Origin of the sequence: Bacillus sp. FSL M8-0025, assembly GCF_037975475.1 — a bacterium.
Lineage (GTDB): Bacteria > Bacillota > Bacilli > Bacillales > Bacillaceae > Bacillus > Bacillus subtilis.
The window spans coordinates 3,760,318-3,780,054 of the sequence record NZ_CP150258.1 but is presented as its reverse complement, the minus strand read 5'-3'; the positions used below and the strand labels follow the sequence as shown (position 1 = coordinate 3,780,054).

Below are 19,737 nucleotides of genomic sequence, written 5' to 3'. Positions count from 1 at the left end.
ATATGAGTATTATTGAACATCTGGAACAGCTGCTTGAGTATGGCCTGGAACGAAAATTGATTTCGATCTGGGATCGGGAATATACGAGAAACCGTCTTTATGAAGCGCTGGGCATCACACATCCCGAGCCGAACTCCAGCACCAGCATCAAGCAGTCACAAAGCCTGCCGGACTTGCTAGCTCCCATCTATAAATGGGCTGCCGAAACCGGCCGAATGGAAGCGGATACAGATACGTACCGTGACCTGCTCAGCGCAAAGCTGATGGGCTGTTTTGTGCCTGCCCCGTCCGAGGTCATTCGCAAATTTGAAGAGACAAAAGCATTATACGGCCCAAAACAGGCGACAAAGGAATTCTATCAATATTCAGAGGATGTCTATTATATACGGACTGACAGAATCGCCAAAAATGTTCATTGGACGGTGCCGACCGAATATGGCGAGCTGGAAATGACCATTAACCTATCAAAGCCTGAAAAGGACCCGAAAGCGATTGCGGCTGCAAGAGAGCAGGAACAGACAAATTATCCGATGTGTTTGCTGTGTAAAGAAAATGTCGGCTTCGGGGGAAGCGTGAATCATCCAGCCCGGCAAAATCACAGAATCATTCCGGTCATCCTTGAGGACGAACAATGGTTCCTGCAATTCTCGCCATATGTCTATTATCCGGAGCACTGCATTGTCTTAAAAGGTGAACATGAACCGATGGAGATCAGCAAAAAAACATTTGAAAGGCTGCTGTCATTTCTTGGCCAATATCCGCATTATTTTATCGGTTCAAACGCGGATCTGCCGATTGTCGGCGGCAGCATCCTAAGCCATGATCATTTCCAAGGCGGCGCGCATGATTTTCCAATGGCACGTGCAGAAGCGGAAGACGTTTATGAATTAAATGATTATCCCGGCGTGTCGCTGGGCTTAGTGAAGTGGCCGATGTCTGTGCTCAGGCTCCAAGGAGACGAACCGGGTCATGTCGCCGAAGCTGCTGACCATATCTTCCGCACGTGGCAGACGTATTCCGATGAAAAAGCCGGCATTGCCGCCTATACAGGCGATACGCCCCATAATACGGTCACACCGATTGCGCGGCGCAGGGGAGAATTGTACGAACTCGATATCGTACTGAGGAACAACCGGACGGATGAGGAGCATCCATTAGGAATATTTCATCCTCATCAAGAAGTCCACCATATTAAAAAAGAAAATATCGGCCTGATTGAGGTCATGGGATTGGCGATATTGCCTGGCCGCTTACAGAAGGAAATGAAAGAAACGGCAGCGGCACTATGCTCTGCTGATCCAAAAACAGCCTTAGAACAAAATCCGCTCACGGCAAAACATAGTGAGTGGGCTATTCGGATGATGGAAAAAAGAACCATAACAAAAGAGAATGCAGATCTAGTCATAAAAGAAGAGCTGGGACATGTATTCGCTCGCATTCTTGAACATGCCGGTGTGTTTAAACAGACAACGGAAGGAAAACAGGCCTTCAGAAGGTTTATCGACCAGTTGGGCGCCAAACCAGTCAAAAGCCTCAACCGCTAGGGTTGAGGCTTTTTCGATTTTTATGGCAAAACAAACACCCAAAGCGCTGACGCTTCGGGTGCTGCTGCTTTTATCCTCTTTTTCTGGTTAACAGGCTTACTAGAAAGACAACAATGGCTGCGCCGATTACCGCTGGAATAATGGCAAATCCGGCTAGGTGCGGCCCCCATGTTCCAAGCAGCCCGTGTCCGATCCAGGCGCCAATAAGACCTGCGATCATAGACCCGATAATTCCTCCGGGCATATCTCCTTTTACAAACAGGCTTCCAAGCCATCCAATAATAATAGCGACGATAAGTGAAATAAGAAAACTCATCATGCAACACATCCTATTTTTTATTTATTTGCTTATATCATTCCTCTTTTTTGTATAAGATAAACAACTGGATGCTCTCATTAAAAAATACGGACAATTCAGAGCATATTGGCTCTTCATTGCGCCTTTTCTTTCAATATTTGATGCGTTAAAATGGTAACCGTGTGAAAAGATGCTAGACGAGGAAAAAATAATTCCTATCTAGAAAGTTTAACAAAATGAAATTTTTGATTGACCTAAGTTTTTTATTGTGGTAAACCTTTATTTGTCAGAATTAGTTCTTCATCATCTTTTCTTTACTTATATGCGGAAATAACTAGAAACTTTTCATCTTAAGCGATAGATGTGAATAAAGTTGGAGCAATTTTTGTCGATTTTATGACATTTAAGCGAAAATGGGATGAAGTTTATAAAAAAATAAAGCTAATAAGTGAAGTTTTTGATAGCATAACAAAGTAGAGAAAAGATTTTGAGGAAGTATGCACTTCAGATTTATTACATCAATAGGAAGGATGGTGATCTTCTTGTTCAGAGCATTAAAACCGTTGCTTGTATTAGCGCTGTTAACTGTGGTTTTCGTCCTTGGGGGATGCAGCAATGCTTCAGTACTAGATCCGAAAGGACCTGTAGCTGAACAGCAAAGTGATTTAATCCTGTTATCTATCGGATTTATGCTGTTTATCGTCGGGGTCGTCTTTGTTCTATTTACCATTATTTTAGTAAAATACCGCGACCGTAAAGGCAAAGATAATGGATCTTATAACCCAGAAATTCACGGTAACACGTTTTTAGAAGTAGTCTGGACAGTGATCCCAATTTTAATCGTCATTGCACTTTCTGTGCCAACAGTACAGACGATATATTCGTTAGAAAAAGCTCCTGAAGCAACAAAAGATAAAGAGCCTCTTGTTGTTTATGCTACTTCGGTAGACTGGAAATGGGTATTCAGCTACCCTGAACAGGATATTGAAACGGTCAACTACTTAAACATTCCTGTCGACCGCCCGATCTTGTTCAAAATCTCATCTGCAGATTCAATGGCTTCGCTATGGATTCCTCAGCTTGGAGGGCAAAAATATGCGATGGCAGGAATGCTGATGGATCAATACTTACAGGCTGACAAAGTGGGTACTTACGAAGGCCGCAACGCGAACTTCACAGGTGAACATTTTGCAGACCAAGAGTTTGATGTGAATGCAGTCACAGAAAAAGACTTTAACAGCTGGGTGAAAAAGACTCAGAACGAGGCTCCTAAGCTGACAAAAGAGAAGTATGATGAATTGATGCTTCCTGAAAATGTGGACGAATTAACGTTCTCTTCTACTCACTTGAAATACGTTGATCACGGACAAGACGCTGAGTACGCGATGGAGGCGCGCAAACGCCTTGGCTATCAAGCCGTTTCACCGCACTCTAAAACAGATCCGTTTGAAAACGTAAAGAAAAACGAATTTAAGAAGTCTGATGATACAGAAGAATGATATTGATCAGGAAAGGAGGAAGCCTGCATGAAATTCAAATGGGACGAATTTTTCGTAACTGGTGACCCATTAATTCTGGGCGCACAAGTTTCCATTGCGCTTTCAACCATTGCCATTATTTTTGTACTGACTTACTTCAAAAAGTGGAAATGGCTGTGGTCTGAATGGATAACTACTGTTGACCATAAAAAACTCGGAATCATGTACATTATATCTGCTGTAATTATGTTATTCCGCGGCGGTGTCGACGGTCTGATGATGCGTGCCCAGCTAGCGCTTCCGAATAACAGTTTTTTAGACTCAAACCACTATAATGAAATTTTTACAACTCACGGTACAATCATGATCATCTTCATGGCGATGCCGTTCTTAATCGGTCTTATTAACGTTGTTGTGCCTCTTCAAATCGGTGCCCGCGACGTTGCGTTCCCTTACTTGAACAACCTGAGCTTCTGGACGTTCTTTGTAGGGGCGATGCTTTTCAATATTTCTTTCGTTATCGGAGGTTCTCCGAACGCAGGCTGGACGAGTTATATGCCGCTTGCAAGTAACGACATGAGCCCTGGGCCGGGTGAGAACTACTACCTCCTCGGACTTCAGATTGCCGGTATCGGTACCCTGATGACAGGGATCAACTTTATGGTAACAATCTTAAAAATGAGAACAAAAGGCATGACATTAATGCGTATGCCAATGTTCACATGGACAACACTGATCACAATGGTTATTATCGTGTTTGCGTTCCCTGTACTTACAGTAGCATTAGCACTTTTATCATTTGATCGTTTGTTCGGCGCTCACTTTTTCACATTGGAAGCAGGCGGTATGCCGATGCTTTGGGCTAACTTGTTCTGGATTTGGGGACATCCTGAAGTATATATCGTTATTCTTCCGGCGTTTGGTATTTTCTCAGAAATCATTTCAAGCTTTGCAAGAAAACAATTGTTTGGTTACAAAGCGATGGTTGGTTCTATTATCGCCATCTCTGTATTGAGTTTCTTAGTTTGGACTCACCACTTCTTCACAATGGGGAACAGTGCGTCCGTTAACTCATTCTTCTCAATTACGACAATGGCAATCTCAATCCCAACCGGGGTTAAAATCTTTAACTGGCTCTTTACAATGTATAAAGGCCGAATCAGCTTTACAACACCTATGCTGTGGGCGCTTGCGTTCATTCCTAACTTCGTTATCGGCGGGGTTACAGGGGTTATGCTTGCGATGGCAGCAGCGGATTATCAATACCATAATACGTACTTCCTTGTATCTCACTTCCACTATGTGCTGATCGCGGGTACTGTATTTGCTTGTTTCGCCGGATTTATTTTCTGGTATCCAAAAATGTTCGGCCACAAGCTGAACGAAAGAATCGGAAAATGGTTCTTCTGGATCTTTATGATCGGGTTCAATATTTGTTTCTTCCCGCAATATTTCTTGGGGCTTCAAGGCATGCCTCGCCGTATTTACACATACGGACCGAATGACGGCTGGACAACATTGAACTTTATCTCAACAGTCGGAGCTTTCATGATGGGTGTAGGATTCTTAATCCTTTGCTATAACATCTACTACAGCTTCCGTTACTCTACTCGTGAAATCAGCGGAGATTCATGGGGTGTGGGACGTACGCTTGATTGGGCGACTTCTTCTGCGATTCCGCCGCATTACAACTTTGCGGTGCTTCCTGAAGTCAAATCTCAAGATGCATTCCTGCATATGAAAGAAGAAAAAACTGAATTATACCCTGAAAGCAAATTTAAGAAAATCCATATGCCAAGCAACTCAGGCAGACCGTTCTTTATGTCTGTTGCCTTCGGTCTCGCAGGCTTTGGACTTGTCTTTGAATGGTACTGGATGGGCGTAGTCGGATTGATCGGAGTCCTGCTCTGCATGGTTCTGCGTTCATTCGAATACGACAACGGCTACTACATTAGTGTTGATGAAATAAAAGAGACGGAAAGAAAGATTTCCGAATAAGGAGGCGTGAGTTATGGAACATGCAGAACACGGCAATTCTAACGCGCCTATGGAATATCAATCTGAAACCGGCAGACTTAATATTCTCGGGTTTTGGATCTTTTTAGGGGCAGAAATTGTGTTGTTCTCAACACTATTTGCAACCTTCTTCGTTCTTAAAAACAGAACAGCTGGAGGTGTCTTGCCAGACGAACTATTTGAAGTCAATCTGGTAATGATTATGACGTTCTTGCTGCTGATCAGCAGCTTTACCTGCGGGATCGCTGTTCATGAAATGCGCCGCGGAAGTTTAAAAGGCGTAGTCATTTGGACAATTATCACTCTTCTTCTCGGTGCCGGCTTCGTCGGATGCGAGATCAACGAGTTTGTTCACTATGTACATGAAGGAGCGGCTCTCAGTACAAGTGCGTTCTGGTCTGGATTCTTTGTTTTACTTGGAACTCACGGAACTCACGTAACAATCGGGATTTTCTGGATCACAGGAATTCTGATTCAGTTGAAGAAACGCGGCTTAACTCCGCAAACTTCATCTAAAATCTTTATCTCAAGCTTGTACTGGCACTTCTTAGATGTTGTATGGATTTTCATCTTTACAGGTGTCTATCTCATGGGATTGGGGGGTCTGTAAAATGGCAAACAAATCTGCTGAACACAGTCACTTTCCATGGAAACACATTGTAGGTTTTATCCTGTCTATCGTTTTGACCCTGCTGGCTCTATGGGTTGCAGTGTATACTGACCTGAGCTCATCAGCAAAACTTTGGATTATCTTCGGCTTCGCCTTCATTCAGGCGGCGCTGCAGCTTCTCATGTTCATGCATATGACAGAGAGCGAAAACGGCACGATCCAAGTCGGAAACACGCTGTTCGGATTCTTTGGCGCGATCGTTATCGTACTTGGATCCATCTGGATTTTCGCGGCTCACTATCACCATGGTGACCATATGGACGGAAATCCTCCTGGAGGCGCTGAACACTCAGAGCATTCAGGCCATAACGAATAATACAAAAACCCTCTTCATTGGAAGAGGGTTTTTTGCTGTCTTCAGCTGCTTCGCTTTCTGCGAAGATACGGAAGGCCGTAAATGATAAATGCGGCGATATGAGCGACAATGACGTTAACGGCAAACAAGATAATCATGAGAGTGTGTCCAAGTGGAGAAAGGCTTTCTGTTGCGTAAAAGAAGAAGAATACCCACATTAAAATGATTGGCGGAATAGCTGAGAGTGCGACTTTTTTGTTATCAAGCCAAATAAAGAGAGGCGTTGCGCTGGCAACCAGTAAGTAAGCAAAAAACATGTCCATCATACCCGTCTCCTTTCATTTTGTGATAACGTTTACAAAAATGAAATAGAGGAACTGAGTTGTGTCTGTTTTGTGATTGTTTTTTGAACATTCTGTTACAATTATTATACCATGTTTTCCAGAAATTGATACGTGTTTTTGCAGAAATGGACTGGATCTATCGTCTTATTTTTTCGTTTAATGTGCTAGGAGAATGTATGGGCATGGGGCTCTGAATTTTTAGCTGTTTCTTATGAGGTATCACATTATTTGGGAACATAACACATTATCGCTTTCGTTTTTTAACAAATTCTTTTGGTATGGCGTTTTTTTCATTTGAAAAGTTTTGTGTCAATCGAAACATTTCGGTTTATGATACGTCATATTTCGTGTAGCTGAAAAAGTGCCGCAAATGCTGAAAAAACATAAAAGGAAGCGAGCTTCACGTGTCATCTTGAACGTGGTTCATGTATAATAAACATTAGTGATTTTCCGATGAAAATGTAAGGCGGGATAGAATGAGTCGATATAAGAAACAGCAAAGCCCCTTTTACCAGGGGGATTTGATTTTTATATTTGGTGTGTTTTTTATTATAAGCGTAGTATCAATTTATGCTGCCGGTCAGTTTGGGCAGTATGGGAACACGGATTGGATTCAGCAAATTGTGTTTTATTTTTTGGGGGCTGTTGCCATTACAGTTCTTTTGTACTTTGATTTAGAACAGCTTGAAAAGTTAAGTTTATATATTTTTATCATTGGTATTTTATCTTTGATTATTCTTAAAATCAGTCCCGAGTCTATTGCACCTGTTATTAAAGGGGCAAAAAGTTGGTTTAGGATCGGTAGAATAACAATACAGCCGTCAGAGTTTATGAAGGTTGGTTTGATTATGATGCTTGCTTCAGTTATTGGAAAAGCTAATCCTAAAGGAGTTCGGACGCTTAGGGATGATATCCACTTGTTATTAAAGATTGCGGGTGTCGCAGTTATTCCTGTAGGTCTTATCCTGATGCAGGATGCTGGGACTGCGGGAATATGTATGTTTATCGTTCTTGTAATGGTTTTTATGTCAGGTATAAATTGGAAATTGATTGCGATCATAGCTGGTTCAGGTATCTTACTCATTTCATTAATTTTATTAGTAATGATAAACTTTCCTGACGTTGCTAAATCAGTTGGAATACAGGATTATCAAATTAAGCGGGTCACTTCTTGGGTGTCTGCTTCAAATGAGACACAGGAAGATTCAAATGACAGCTGGCAAGTTGACCAGGCCATCATGGCAATAGGATCTGGTGGTATTTTAGGTAATGGTATTTCTAATTTGAAGGTTTATGTTCCAGAGAGTACGACTGACTTTATCTTTTCTATAATAGGTGAGTCATTTGGCTTTATAGGCTGTGCAATTGTTGTCATCATGTTCTTCTTTTTAATCTACAGGCTTGTTGTTCTAATAGACAAAATACATCCGTTTAACCGTTTCGCTTCTTTCTTTTGCGTTGGCTATACGGCGTTAATTGTGATCCACACATTCCAGAATATCGGAATGAACATTGGAATTATGCCTGTTACCGGGATTCCGCTGCTGTTTGTCAGCTATGGGGGAAGCTCGACACTTTCCACGTTAATCGGATTTGGGATTGTATATAATGCAAGTGTGCAGCTGACGAAATACAGAAGTTATCTTTTTAATTCTTAATATGCAGACAGCCTTTACAGAGGCTGTCTTTTTTTGTGCAGAGCATTTCGCTTTTGAGATCACTTTTTTTCGGATATGATAAAAAGTGATAAGGAGGTTTTTGTGATGAATAACACAATCGAAACCATTTTGAATCATCGGTCAATCCGGTCTTTTACTGATCAGCTTTTGACAGCTGAAGAAATTGATACATTAGTGAAAAGTGCGCAGGCTGCGTCTACATCCAGCTATGTGCAGGCATATTCGATTATCGGGGTTTCTGATCCTGAGAAAAAACGTGAGCTGTCCGTGCTTGCTGGGAATCAGCCTTACGTTGAGAAGAACGGACACTTTTTTGTATTTTGTGCGGATTTGTACCGCCATCAAAAACTGGCTGAGGAAAAAGGTGAACATATTTCTGAGCTGCTCGAGAATACAGAAATGTTTATGGTTAGCTTGATTGATGCGGCGCTGGCAGCGCAAAATATGAGCATTGCCGCTGAATCCATGGGGCTTGGCATTTGCTATATCGGCGGCATTCGGAATGAACTGGACAAGGTGACAGAGGTGCTGCAAACGCCTGACCATGTGCTCCCGCTTTTCGGACTGGCAGTAGGCCATCCTGCGAACCTTTCCGGCAAAAAACCGAGATTGCCAAAGCAGGCCGTTTATCATGAGAATACGTATAATGTGAACACAGACGATTTCCGTCATACTATGAATACGTATGACAAAACCATTTCTGATTACTATAGAGAAAGAACAAACGGGCAGCGGGAAGAAACGTGGTCCGATCAAATACTGAACTTTATGAAGCAAAAGCCGCGTACGTATTTAAATGACTACGTGAAAGAAAAGGGCTTTAATAAAAACTAAAGCAAACCTCTCCGTCTGGAGGGGTTTTTATGTTTCACGTGTAACATATTCCGACAAATAGGGACAGGCTTTCACAAATAAATGGCGAATGATAGGGGACACTGATAAGCAGTGTGAGCGGCTTTGGAGAAAAAATAGAAGATCAGTGATACGATGAGGATGAGGTGGTAGGGATGGTTTCATTAAGTATATTAGATCAATCTCCAGTATCAGAGGGCAGCAATGCTGAAACGGCCTTACAGCAAACCGTTGCGCTTGCTCAAGCTGCTGAGGACCTTGGATATAAGAGATTTTGGGTTTCTGAGCATCACTTTTCAAAACGGCTGGCAGGGTCCAGTCCTGAGGTGCTAATCAGTCATATAGCGGCGAAAACAAAGCGAATCCGTGTTGGATCAGGAGGAGTCATGCTGCCGCATTATAGTGCTTATAAAGTAGCTGAAAACTTTCGTGTTCTGGAGGGGCTGACACCAGGAAGAATTGACCTGGGGCTTGGCAGAGCACCGGGGGGAATGCCGATTGCATCATGGGCGCTGAATGACGGCGGTAAGCGCAATGCTGATCAGTATCCGCAGCAAATCAAGGAGCTGACCATGTATTTGCATGATTTGGCGGATGATAAACACCGTTTTCCGAATCTGACGGCTGCGCCGCATATTTCAACGGCTCCGGATGTGTGGCTGCTCGGCTCATCTGGAGAAAGCGCGCTGCTCGCAGCTGAATCTGGCGCTGGCTATATGTTTGCCCATTTTATCAATGGAGAGGGCGGAGAGGGTACTGTCAGACAGTATAAGAGGCGATTCAAACCATCTGTGTTAGGAGATACGCCTCGAGCGGCAGTTGCTGTTTTTGTTCTTTGTGCTGACACGGAGGAGAAGGCAGAGGAGCTTGGGGCTGTGCTTGATTTTACACTTTTGGCGGGAGAGCAGGGTATTCCTTTAGAGGGAGTTCCTTCGTATGAAGCTGTTCGGAAAAATACGTATTCTCCTTATGAACAGAGACGAATTGCTGATAATCGAAATCGAATGATTGTCGGTACGAAAGAACAGGTTAAGGAGCGGCTGCTAGCTTTGAGTAAAGCGTATGAAACAGAGGAAATCATGGTGGTGACCATCACACATCATTTTGAAGATAAGCTCCGATCGTATCGATTATTGCAGGAGGCGTTTGCTGACTGATCTTTAAAAAGCCCTGCCGATTCGGCAGGGCTTTTTCTTATTCAACAGTGAAAGGTTCTTCGGTCAAAACCTGGCTTGACTTGCCTTTGTTCGCGGCATATGCGAGCAAGTAATACTCTCCGGCCGGAAGTTTGGTTCCGCCATTAATCGTGCCGTCCCAGTCAAAGTACTGGTAACCTTTATCTTGGTTTTTATAAATGCCGGCTTGGCCTGCGAAATCAAGGTTGCTGTCATAGACGAGGAACGCCAACTCTTCCGCTCCCGCAGGAAGGTAGGTTTCAATTTGATAGGTACCTTGTACAGACCCTTCGCTGACAGAGACAGATGTGACTCTCGGATAATCGGGCTCTTTCACAATCAGCAATGTAGGTACCTTAGCGACCGTTTTTCCGCCTTCTCTGACGATAACCGTTCCTTCATAGGTGCCAGCTTTTGTTTTCTTCGTATTGACCTTTACTTTTGCAGTGGCTTTCCCGGTTTGATGTGCCGGAATCACAACACGGCTTGTGCCGGATGTGGAGATGCCGCTGCCATTAAATGAGTATTCCAGTGTGTATGATTTTCTAATGGAAGATTGATTTTCAATCGTAAACGTTTCTTTTTTCGTTTCGTTTCCGTTTTCCTTCAAGAACGTGCCGTATGAATAGCTTCCAGGTGAGACGAGCGAATCGGCTTTGATTGCGTTCATGATTCTTGCGCTGCCTGCGCCTTGAGCGTTATGTGGATATACTTCCCCATCGCTATCCTTTAAAGTGACAGCGGTATTCATGATGGCGGCTTTAATCTGTTCAACGCTCCACTTTGGTTTGGCTTGTTTAATAACGGCAACCGCTCCGGCAATATGAGGCGATGCCATGCTTGTTCCTTGTTTTGATCCGTAGCCGTATGGATGGTCAGGATCGTGTGTTGGGATCGTGCTCACGATATTGACCCCTGGCGCCGAAATATCAGGCTTAATCATCCACGTATCCATAACAGGGCCGCGTGATGAGAAATCAGCCACTTGTTCACCGAGCGCTTTTGAGATCGTCAACTTGAATGTTGTTTTTGTCTCACCAGCTTTCAGGGCGCTGACGAGTTTTTCGCCGTCTTCTAATGAAAGCTTAATCGTTGGGACAGACATGCCTGGCACATTGGCTTCAATTTCTCCAGAGAGGTTGTTATACACAACCATGCCGATTGCACCGGCTTTTTTAGCGTTATCCGCTTTATCCACAAATGCAATGCTGCCTCGTTTGACAACGGCGACTTTGCCTGTCAGGTCTTTCCCTTCAAAATCCTTTTCTTCGCCGATTCCCGCTTCGACAAGCTCAACTTCTTTGTTATTGAGCGCTTTGACGTCGTCCTCTTTGTTATAGCCCATCACTTTTGCTGAAGAATAGGAGCCGAAAGTGACGGCGTATTCATTGAGCGGCAGCTGAGTCGCACCGACAGAAATCGCTTCTCTGGATGTGCCCGGCGATCCGACTGTCCAGCCGTTCGGTCCGCTGTTGCCGTTTGAGGTAACAGCGACAACGCCTTCTGACATGGCCCAGTCAAGCGCTGTGCTTGTCGCCCAGTCCGGGTTGTTTAAAGAGTTTCCGAGAGACAGGTTCATCACATCTGCCCCGTCCTGCACTGCACGTTCCACACCGGCGATGACGTTTTCCGTTGTGCCGCTTCCGCCAGGCCCTAACACACGATAAGCAAGAAGTGTGGCATCAGGCGCTACGCCTTTAATTGTTCCGTTTGCAGCCACAGTTCCGGCTACGTGTGTGCCGTGGTCAGTCGCTCCGCCCCTCGGATCGCCTGTTGGTGTTTCTTTTGGATCGTAATCATTGTCCACAAAATCGTATCCTTTATATTGTCCAAAGTTTTTCTTCAGATCTGGGTGATTGTATTCAACCCCAGTGTCAATAATCGCCACCTTGATGCCTTTTCCTGTGTAGCCTAAATCCCATGCATCGTTTGCTCCGATATAAGGCGCACTGTCATCCATTTGCGGAGATACGGCGTCTTCGGAGATTGTGACGTCTTTATCCTTCATATTGTCTGTTTTATATGTGACGTTCGGGTACACTGCCTTAACGTCTTTTACCGCGAGAAGTTTTGGAATCTCATTAGCTGGAAGCTTCATAGAGAAGCCTGAAAATACCTGCTCATATTCCCGGTTTACTTTTCCGTTTTTCACCGCTTTGATTGCTTTATTTTTTGCTTTGGTGCGAGCGGTTTTCAGCTTGCTTTTCGATTGGCTTTCTCCCGCTTCCTTCGCTTCTGCCAAGGATTTTTCTTTTAATTCCACTATAACGGTTGTTTTTTTGCTTGTCGTTATATCGATATCACCGAATACCTCGGCTTTTTCCAGATCAGCCGACGTTTTTGAAGAAGCCGGAGCTGCCTGGACGCCCGTAATACCTGTGGATAACGCAAAAAATAAGACGAAACTTACAAGCAGAAAGCGAATGATCCCCTTTTTCAATGTGTTTCCCCCTTTGTATTTAGAAAAAATGTGAAAGATCTAGTATATATTTCTTGAAAATTCAAAAAAATCCTTGTGTCATTTGGACCATTTATTGGATTTTGTTTGTGTATAACGAAGGAGTTATACACAGAACCCTGTGTATAAGTGAATAAACCTGTGTATATATATAGTTAGGAATATACGTTCGTATACAAAATATAGATAGAGTTTGTGGACATGTGGATATCTCTTGTGATTAAGTTGTTCTTATCTTTGGGATAACTTGTGTATAAAGTTTTCAAAGCGGTTCTCCAATTTTCATTTCAATTCTTTCAGCTTTCAACAAAACTTCTAAAAACTAGTTGGTTTTTTCACTCATATTGTGACAAAGAATTCTCTTTCCACGGTCTATCATAGAGTCATGAGTTTTGCTAGAGCCGCTAGTTTGCGAGAAAAGAAATCGGCCGTCTTTTCTTGCGGGCTGCGGCTGAGAAAACGGGCTGCTAAAAAGGCTGCCTGCCAAAAAGAAGCGGAGGGATGTTTTTCTATGAAACGTTTGCTTGTATCTTTACGGGTGTGGATGGTCTTTTTGATGAACTGGGTGACGCCGGACAGAAAAACTGCGGCTGCCGCGGTCTATTCGGCTCAGCGTACATACCAAAGAAAGGCGGCTGTGCAGGCCGCAGGACTCGTTTCGTTTTATGAGTGGCGGATGGCTGTGAATGAGGAAGAAAAGCAGAAAGCGAAAGCCGCCGCGCTTTATAAAAGAAGATGTTTGCAAGCCTTCAAGGAATCGCCAAAGCAGGAGAGAGCGGGCCCGTATCTTTACATGGCGGTCAAAAGGAGGTAAAATCCCAGTCAAAAGCAAATTGGCGGGAGAGATAACCTCTTGAAAATCTATAAAGTATTAAACAATAATGCGGCTTTAATAAAAGAGGATGATCAGGAAAAAATCGTGATGGGGCCGGGAATCGCTTTTCAAAAAAAGAAAAATGATCTCATCCCTATGAATAAAGTGGAAAAGATCTTTGTCGTGCGCGACGAGAATGAAAAGTTCAAACAAATCCTGCAAACACTGCCGGAGGAGCATATAGAAATAGCTGAGGATATCATCAGCTATGCGGAAGGAGAGCTCGCGGCGCCGCTGAGCGATCACATTCATATCGCGCTTTCCGACCATTTGTCCTTTGCGATCGAAAGGATTCAAAATGGGCTGCTTGTGCAGAATAAATTGCTGCATGAGATAAAGGCGCTCTATAAAAAAGAATACGAGATCGGCTTGTGGGCGATCGGACATGTAAAAGAGACATTGGGCGTGTCTCTGCCTGAAGATGAAGCGGGTTATATTGCCCTTCACATCCATACGGCGAAGATGGATGCGGAGAGCATGTATTCAGCGCTGAAGCATACGACCATGATCAAAGAAATGATAGAGAAAATAGAACAATACTTTAATCGAAAGGTGGATGAAAACAGCATTTCCTATCAACGCCTTGTCACGCATTTGCGATACGCGGTCAGCCGGTTGGAATCAAATGAAGCGCTCCATCGTATGGACGAGGAGATGCTTTATTTCATCCAAAAAAAGTATTCATTCGCCTATCAATGTGCGCTGGAGCTGGCGGAGTTTTTGAAAAATGAATATCAATTACATTTGCCGGAATCCGAGGCCGGCTATATCACGCTGCATGTCCAGCGTCTTCAAGATCTCTCGGAATAACCGATTTGACTTGCAGGGAGTGATCTCTGGAAGTTTTTTTATTGATCAGGATTCAGTGTGTAGTACATCCAGCCCATCATGACTATTCCCGCGGTCAGATTGCCGAGCGTAACGGGAATTAAGTTTCTGACTGCTCCCATCAGTGTCACTGTATCAGGGTGCTCGATCAAAAGCGAGATGGCGAATGTGCACATATTGGCAATGCTGTGTTCAAAGCCGGAAATAAAGAAGCAGAAAACGAATAGCATCATGGTAAAAAGCTTTGCTCCTTCCCCTTTGAGAGACATTGGAATGAAAAAGGCGAGGCACACAAGCCAATTGCACAGCATTCCTCTGAAAAACAATTCGGAAGCCGGCGGCTCCATTTTGTGCTCTGCCAAATGAATCAAAAAGGAATGAACAGAAGGCTCCTCAAAAAGTCCCGTCGCGCTGATCAGGATGGCAAACAGAATGGCGCCGATTAAATTGCCGGCATAGCTTGACATCCACAAGTACAGGGTGTTGCGCCAGCTGAGTTTTTTCCGGAGCGCGGTATAGGTGAAATAAAAGGTGTTGCCGGTAAATAAATCTCCGCCTCCGTAAGCAATCATCAGAATAGCGGCCCCGAAAGTGACAGCGGCTGCCGGAAAGGCAAACGGAGAATCAGCCATAAAGAAATAGCTGCCTGTTTTGCTTGCGGCTGTAATGCCAAAACCAATAAACATACTGGCCAAAATGGACCGAAGCACATAACGGATTTTGCTTGAAGCGAATATGTTTTGTTTTTTCAAAGCATACTGTTCAACCTTTTGTAATGCTTGAGTTTCCATTGTCTTTTCCTGCTTTCTTTCATGATTGAGCATAGTATAGCACGATATTGTGAAGTATTTCACAATTAATTTTTACGAATTTTTGTCTACATGTTTTATCAAACTATTTAACTAAAAAAATAGTTGACGAAAACGCTGTCATGATTTATGATGAAAGCGTATTCTTAATCTGAATAAGCGGGATTGTGACTGGTAAAGCAGGCAAGACCTAAAATTTGCGTAAATGAAAAAGGATCGCTGTGTCCTTTATTCGTTGGCGAATTTTAGGTCTTTTTTGTTTAAATAAAAGGGGGAGAAATAGATGGATTACAAAGAGACTGCAAAACGCCTCATTGAGCTTCTCGGAGGGAAAGAAAATATCATCAGCGCGGCTCATTGTGCAACAAGACTGCGTTTAGTGATGAAAGATGAATCAAAGATAGATCAAGCACAAGTAGAAGAGCTTGATGGCGTTAAAGGGGCTTTCAGCAGCTCTGGCCAGTACCAGATCATTTTCGGAACAGGCCTTGTGAATAAAGTATTCGATGCCTTTTCTAAAGAAGCTGATATTGAGCGTGAGGAACACGTCAATCATCAGGATGCGGCAAAAGAAAAGCTGAATCCCGCTGCGAGATTTGCGAAAACGCTTTCTAATATTTTTGTCCCAATTATCCCGGCTATTGTGGCCAGCGGCCTGTTAATGGGATTGCTGGGTATGATCAATGCGTTTCATTGGATGAGCAAGGATTCTGCAGTTTTTCAGCTGCTTGATATGTTTTCAAGTGCAGCATTCATTTTCTTGCCGATTCTAATCGGAGTAAGCGCTTCAAAAGAATTTGGCAGCAACCCGTATTTGGGAGCGGTCATTGGGGGAATCATGATTCATCCAAACCTTTTGAATCCATGGGGTTTGGCTGAAGCGACACCTGATTATATGCATCTTTTCGGATTTGATATCGCGCTTCTAGGCTATCAGGGAACTGTCATCCCTGTTCTGCTGGCGGTTTATGTAATGAGCAAGGTAGAGAAATGGACGAGAAAAGTGGTTCCGCATGCGGTAGACTTGCTTGTTACACCTTTTGTTACTGTAATTGTCACCGGGTTTGTTGCTTTTATCGCGATTGGCCCTCTGGGCAGAGCGCTTGGCTCCGGCATTACGGTTGCTTTAACTTATGTATATGACCATGCCGGTTTTGTGGCAGGTTTGATTTTCGGGGGCACGTATTCACTCATCGTGCTGACAGGCGTTCATCATAGCTTCCATGCGATTGAGGCTGGGCTTATTGCAGATATAGGAAAAAACTACTTGCTGCCGATCTGGTCAATGGCGAATGTCGCACAGGGCGGGGCAGGTCTTGCCGTCTTCTTTATGGCGAAAAAGGCAAAGACAAAAGAAATCGCGCTTCCGGCAGCATTTTCCGCTTTTCTCGGCATTACTGAGCCCGTCATATTCGGAGTCAATCTTCGCTACCGAAAACCGTTTATCGCCGCGATGATCGGAGGCGCATTGGGTGGAGCATATGTCGTCTTTACACATGTAGCTGCAAACGCTTACGGGTTAACGGGAATTCCGATGATCGCCATTGCGGCGCCGTTTGGCATGGGCAACTTGATCAACTATCTGATTGGCATGGCGATTGCGGCAGTGTCAGCGTTCATTGCAGCATTTGTCATGAAGATTAATGAGGATGAGGAGAGGAAAAAATGACAGCACATGACCAGGAGCTTCGTCGCCGGGCTTATGAAGAAGTGGAGAAAAAAGAGCCCATCGCTAACAGCGATCCGCACCGCCAGCATTTTCACATCATGCCGCCGGTTGGGCTGCTGAATGACCCGAATGGCGTGATTTATTGGAAGGGCAGCTATCATGTATTCTTTCAGTGGCAGCCGTTTCAGACGGGGCACGGCGCAAAATTTTGGGGGCATTATACGACACAGGATGTTGTGAATTGGAAGCGGGAAGAGATTGCGCTGGCTCCGAGTGATTGGTTTGATAAAAACGGCTGCTACTCGGGCAGCGCTGTCACGAAAGACGATCGGCTCTATCTGTTTTACACAGGAAATGTCAGGGATCAGGATGGAAACCGGGAAACGTATCAATGCCTTGCTGTATCTGACGACGGACTGTCCTTTGAGAAAAAGGGTGTCGTCGCCCGCCTCCCTGAAGGATACACGGCGCATTTTCGCGATCCGAAGGTATGGGAGCATGAAGGCACATGGTATATGGTGATTGGTGCGCAAACAGAGAATTTGAAAGGGCAGGCTGTATTGTTTGCTTCTGATAACCTGAGTGAGTGGAGATTTCTTGGCCCGATAACCGGCGCGGGCTTCAACGGGCTGGACGAATTTGGATACATGTGGGAATGCCCTGATTTGTTTTCCCTTCAAGGATCGGATGTGCTGATTGTTTCGCCTCAAGGGCTTGAGGCTGACGGTTTTCGTTATCAGAACGTATATCAATCAGGTTATTTTGTCGGCCGTCTCGATTATAACAAGCCTGAACTGAAGCATGGTGAATTTACGGAGCTTGATCAAGGTTTTGATTTTTACGCGCCGCAAACACTTGAAGACGATCAGGGAAGGCGGATTTTGTTTGCATGGATGGCGGTGCCTGATCAGGATGAAGGGTCCCATCCGACCATTGACTGCCACTGGATTCACTGCATGACGCTGCCGAGACAGCTGACGCTTTCAGGCCAGAAGCTGATTCAGCAGCCGCTGCCTGAGCTAAAAGCCATGCGCAGAAATGAGAAAAAAATACACATCAACATGCATGGATCATCTGGTGCGCTTCCGGTGGAAAAACCTGAAAGAACTGAGATTCTACTGGAAGACATTCATACGGAGTCTGGCTTTTCAATCAGTATCCGCGGAACGGCTACGTTTTCCTTCCAAAAAGACGAGGGGATTGTTACGCTGGAACGAAAGAGCTTTGACGGAAAAAGAACAGAAGCGAGACATTGCCACATCAAGGATTTGCATACCGTACACATGTTTCTCGACGCGTCATCTGTGGAAATCTTTATCAATAACGGAGAAGAGGTCTTTAGTGCGAGATATTTTCCTTTCCCGGGAAATCATGAAGTAACAGCCAGTTCAACCGGGAAATCTGAAATGAATGTCGGAATTTGGACACTTATGTAGAAAATCCTTCTATTTTCTTATGTGAAATCTGAGCCATCTGTGCTATTCTTCAACGATAACCTACTATTTTTTTCTGTAAAAGGAGTTGTTTTCTTGAATATACATGAACAGAAGATAACACCGGAATGTTTGGAAAAGGCTGCTAACCAAGTTGAAGATAAGCGGGAAGAATATAAGGATGTGCTGCTTCAGCTGAAAAAAATGCTTGGCGGAACAACGCCGCACAGTGAAACGGCGGAAATTCTCACGCGGGCATATGAACAAATGAAGGAATATGCACTTTTTGTTCAGTCGATAGAAACATTTTTGAGGAAATCTGCAAACAATTTAAAAATCAAATAAACAGGCTGCCGATGGGATCGGCAGTTTTTTCTGTGAAAAGTCTTCGGTGATTTAAAAAGGGCTGCCTCTCTGTAAGGCAGCCCCTTTTTTTATGATTGTTGATTCAGGCGCAGTGCAGAATGCTTCGTAGGACCAACATACTGGTTTAGCGGGAAGGATTCTTTAATGGCCGCTGTGATGAATTCTTTCGCTGCGTAAATGGCTTCTTTGACTTCCGCACCTTTGGCAAGCTCCGCTGTCACGGCTGCTGAGAATGTACAGCCTGCGCCATGTGTATAAGGCGTATCGATCATTTCGCTTTCAAGGACTTCCGCTGTTTCTCCGTCATAGAGAACATCAACGGCTTTCTCATGTTTGAGTTTGCCTCCGCCTGTAATGACGACATATTGAGCGCCGAGTGCGTGAATTTTTTTCGCGGCTTCGATCATATCGTCAACTGTTTTTAGTTCATCCATGCCGCTGAGCTGGCTGGCTTCAAACAAGTTTGGCGTAATGACAGTGGCTAGCGGAGCCAATTGCTCACGCAGGGCTTGGGCGTGCTCCGGATAAAGGACTTCATTAGCACCTTTGCAAACCATAACCGGGTCAATTACCACATTTTTTAATTGTTTTTCTTTGATCGTTTTTGCCGCAAGCTCGATAATGTCAACGGTTGGCAGCATTCCTGTTTTCATGGCGTCCACACCGATGCCGTCCGTAATTGTTGCAAGCTGGGCGCGGATTGTATCAGTATCGATCGGGAATACCTGATGGTCCCAGCTGTTGTTTGGGTCCATCGCAACGATCACCGTTAAGGCGGTCATCCCGTATACGTTTTTTTCTTGAAATGTTTTTAAATCAGCTTGAATCCCAGCACCGCCGCTTGAATCTGAGCCGGCAATGGTGAGTGCTTTATGCATAGACATGTCTTGAACCTCCATCATGTTTTGTCTTTCATTATAGTTAGATTTTCTCTGTATCACAATATAGA

The 19,737-nt window shown here is 44.2% G+C and carries 18 protein-coding genes; 13 read left to right on the top strand and 5 right to left on the bottom strand.

Annotated elements, in window-relative coordinates:
• Window positions 1-2: 2 nt before the first annotated feature.
• Window positions 3-1,544 carry a UDP-glucose--hexose-1-phosphate uridylyltransferase gene (gene galT, locus MKX38_RS19525; RefSeq protein ID WP_167408533.1) on the top strand — a complete coding sequence of 514 codons (1,542 nt, stop codon included), beginning with the start codon at window positions 3-5 and terminating at the stop codon, window positions 1,542-1,544.
• Window positions 1,545-1,614: 70 nt separating this feature from the next.
• On the opposite strand, the gene MKX38_RS19520 is transcribed toward galT, so the two are convergent.
• Window positions 1,615-1,860, bottom strand: a complete 246-nt coding sequence (locus tag MKX38_RS19520) for a GlsB/YeaQ/YmgE family stress response membrane protein (RefSeq protein ID WP_009968363.1) — start codon at window positions 1,858-1,860, stop codon at window positions 1,615-1,617.
• Window positions 1,861-2,375: 515 nt separating this feature from the next.
• On the opposite strand from MKX38_RS19520, the gene qoxA reads away from it, so the two are divergent.
• Genes qoxA through qoxD form a run of 4 tightly spaced genes read left to right on the top strand, consistent with a single transcriptional unit; the run spans window position 2,376 to window position 6,322 of the window.
• The gene (gene qoxA / locus MKX38_RS19515) at window positions 2,376-3,341 is read left to right on the top strand and encodes a cytochrome aa3 quinol oxidase subunit II (RefSeq protein WP_010886637.1); all 966 of its coding nucleotides are present in this window, start codon (window positions 2,376-2,378) and stop codon (window positions 3,339-3,341) included.
• Window positions 3,342-3,368: 27 nt separating this feature from the next.
• Window positions 3,369-5,318, top strand: a complete 1,950-nt coding sequence (gene qoxB / locus MKX38_RS19510; RefSeq protein WP_003227407.1) for a cytochrome aa3 quinol oxidase subunit I — start codon at window positions 3,369-3,371, stop codon at window positions 5,316-5,318.
• Window positions 5,319-5,331: 13 nt separating this feature from the next.
• Window positions 5,332-5,946 (top strand): cytochrome aa3 quinol oxidase subunit III, encoded by a 615-nt coding sequence (gene qoxC, locus MKX38_RS19505; protein WP_003227409.1) that lies wholly within the window; start codon window positions 5,332-5,334, stop codon window positions 5,944-5,946.
• A gap of 1 nt (window position 5,947) precedes the next feature.
• Window positions 5,948-6,322 carry a cytochrome aa3 quinol oxidase subunit IV gene (qoxD, locus tag MKX38_RS19500; RefSeq protein WP_003227410.1) on the top strand — a complete coding sequence of 125 codons (375 nt, stop codon included), beginning with the start codon at window positions 5,948-5,950 and terminating at the stop codon, window positions 6,320-6,322.
• Window positions 6,323-6,363: 41 nt separating this feature from the next.
• On the opposite strand, the gene ywcE is transcribed toward qoxD, so the two are convergent.
• Window positions 6,364-6,627 carry a spore morphogenesis/germination protein YwcE gene (gene ywcE / locus MKX38_RS19495; protein WP_003227411.1) on the bottom strand — a complete coding sequence of 88 codons (264 nt, stop codon included), beginning with the start codon at window positions 6,625-6,627 and terminating at the stop codon, window positions 6,364-6,366.
• Between the two features lie 494 nt (window positions 6,628-7,121).
• On the opposite strand from ywcE, the gene rodA reads away from it, so the two are divergent.
• The 3 genes from rodA (at window position 7,122) to MKX38_RS19480 (ending at window position 10,333) form a co-directional block, all read left to right on the top strand.
• The gene (gene rodA / locus MKX38_RS19490) at window positions 7,122-8,303 is read left to right on the top strand and encodes a cell shape-determining peptidoglycan glycosyltransferase RodA (protein WP_015250943.1); all 1,182 of its coding nucleotides are present in this window, start codon (window positions 7,122-7,124) and stop codon (window positions 8,301-8,303) included.
• Window positions 8,304-8,408: 105 nt separating this feature from the next.
• Window positions 8,409-9,158: an oxygen-insensitive NADPH nitroreductase gene (gene nfsA / locus MKX38_RS19485; RefSeq protein ID WP_017696211.1), complete on the top strand. Its 750-nt coding sequence runs from the start codon at window positions 8,409-8,411 to the stop codon at window positions 9,156-9,158.
• A 173-nt stretch (window positions 9,159-9,331) separates the two neighbouring features.
• Window positions 9,332-10,333, top strand: coding sequence for an LLM class flavin-dependent oxidoreductase (locus tag MKX38_RS19480; protein WP_032722719.1), 1,002 nt, complete (start codon window positions 9,332-9,334; stop codon window positions 10,331-10,333).
• Between the two features lie 37 nt (window positions 10,334-10,370).
• Here the strand turns inward: MKX38_RS19480 and vpr are convergent, their stop codons facing one another.
• Window positions 10,371-12,791 (bottom strand): serine protease Vpr, encoded by a 2,421-nt coding sequence (gene vpr, locus MKX38_RS19475; RefSeq protein WP_339188089.1) that lies wholly within the window; start codon window positions 12,789-12,791, stop codon window positions 10,371-10,373.
• Between the two features lie 529 nt (window positions 12,792-13,320).
• Here vpr and MKX38_RS19470 point away from each other — a divergent pair.
• Complete coding sequence (locus MKX38_RS19470) at window positions 13,321-13,623, top strand: hypothetical protein (RefSeq protein ID WP_015250947.1); 303 nt, start codon at window positions 13,321-13,323, stop codon at window positions 13,621-13,623.
• Between the two features lie 39 nt (window positions 13,624-13,662).
• The gene (sacT, locus tag MKX38_RS19465; protein ID WP_003227423.1) at window positions 13,663-14,493 is read left to right on the top strand and encodes a sac operon transcriptional antiterminator SacT; all 831 of its coding nucleotides are present in this window, start codon (window positions 13,663-13,665) and stop codon (window positions 14,491-14,493) included.
• A gap of 38 nt (window positions 14,494-14,531) precedes the next feature.
• Here the strand turns inward: sacT and MKX38_RS19460 are convergent, their stop codons facing one another.
• On the bottom strand, window positions 14,532-15,302 hold the full coding sequence (locus MKX38_RS19460; RefSeq protein ID WP_015250948.1) for a formate/nitrite transporter family protein: 771 nt from the start codon (window positions 15,300-15,302) through the stop codon (window positions 14,532-14,534).
• Window positions 15,303-15,603: 301 nt separating this feature from the next.
• Here MKX38_RS19460 and scrA point away from each other — a divergent pair, with 301 nt between their 5' ends.
• From scrA to MKX38_RS19445, 3 genes are all read left to right on the top strand, one after another.
• Window positions 15,604-16,989, top strand: coding sequence for a PTS system sucrose transporter subunit IIBC (gene scrA, locus MKX38_RS19455; protein ID WP_120363551.1), 1,386 nt, complete (start codon window positions 15,604-15,606; stop codon window positions 16,987-16,989).
• Window positions 16,986-18,425 carry a sucrose-6-phosphate hydrolase gene (sacA, locus tag MKX38_RS19450; protein WP_095252505.1) on the top strand — a complete coding sequence of 480 codons (1,440 nt, stop codon included), beginning with the start codon at window positions 16,986-16,988 and terminating at the stop codon, window positions 18,423-18,425. Before scrA ends, sacA begins: the two co-directional genes overlap by 4 nt.
• A gap of 93 nt (window positions 18,426-18,518) precedes the next feature.
• A complete protein-coding gene (locus tag MKX38_RS19445; RefSeq protein ID WP_003243437.1) occupies window positions 18,519-18,767 on the top strand; it encodes a hypothetical protein in 249 nt (82 codons plus the stop codon).
• An 89-nt stretch (window positions 18,768-18,856) separates the two neighbouring features.
• On the opposite strand, the gene MKX38_RS19440 is transcribed toward MKX38_RS19445, so the two are convergent.
• Window positions 18,857-19,672 carry a bifunctional hydroxymethylpyrimidine kinase/phosphomethylpyrimidine kinase gene (locus MKX38_RS19440; protein ID WP_014665830.1) on the bottom strand — a complete coding sequence of 272 codons (816 nt, stop codon included), beginning with the start codon at window positions 19,670-19,672 and terminating at the stop codon, window positions 18,857-18,859.
• Window positions 19,673-19,737 lie beyond the last annotated feature (65 nt).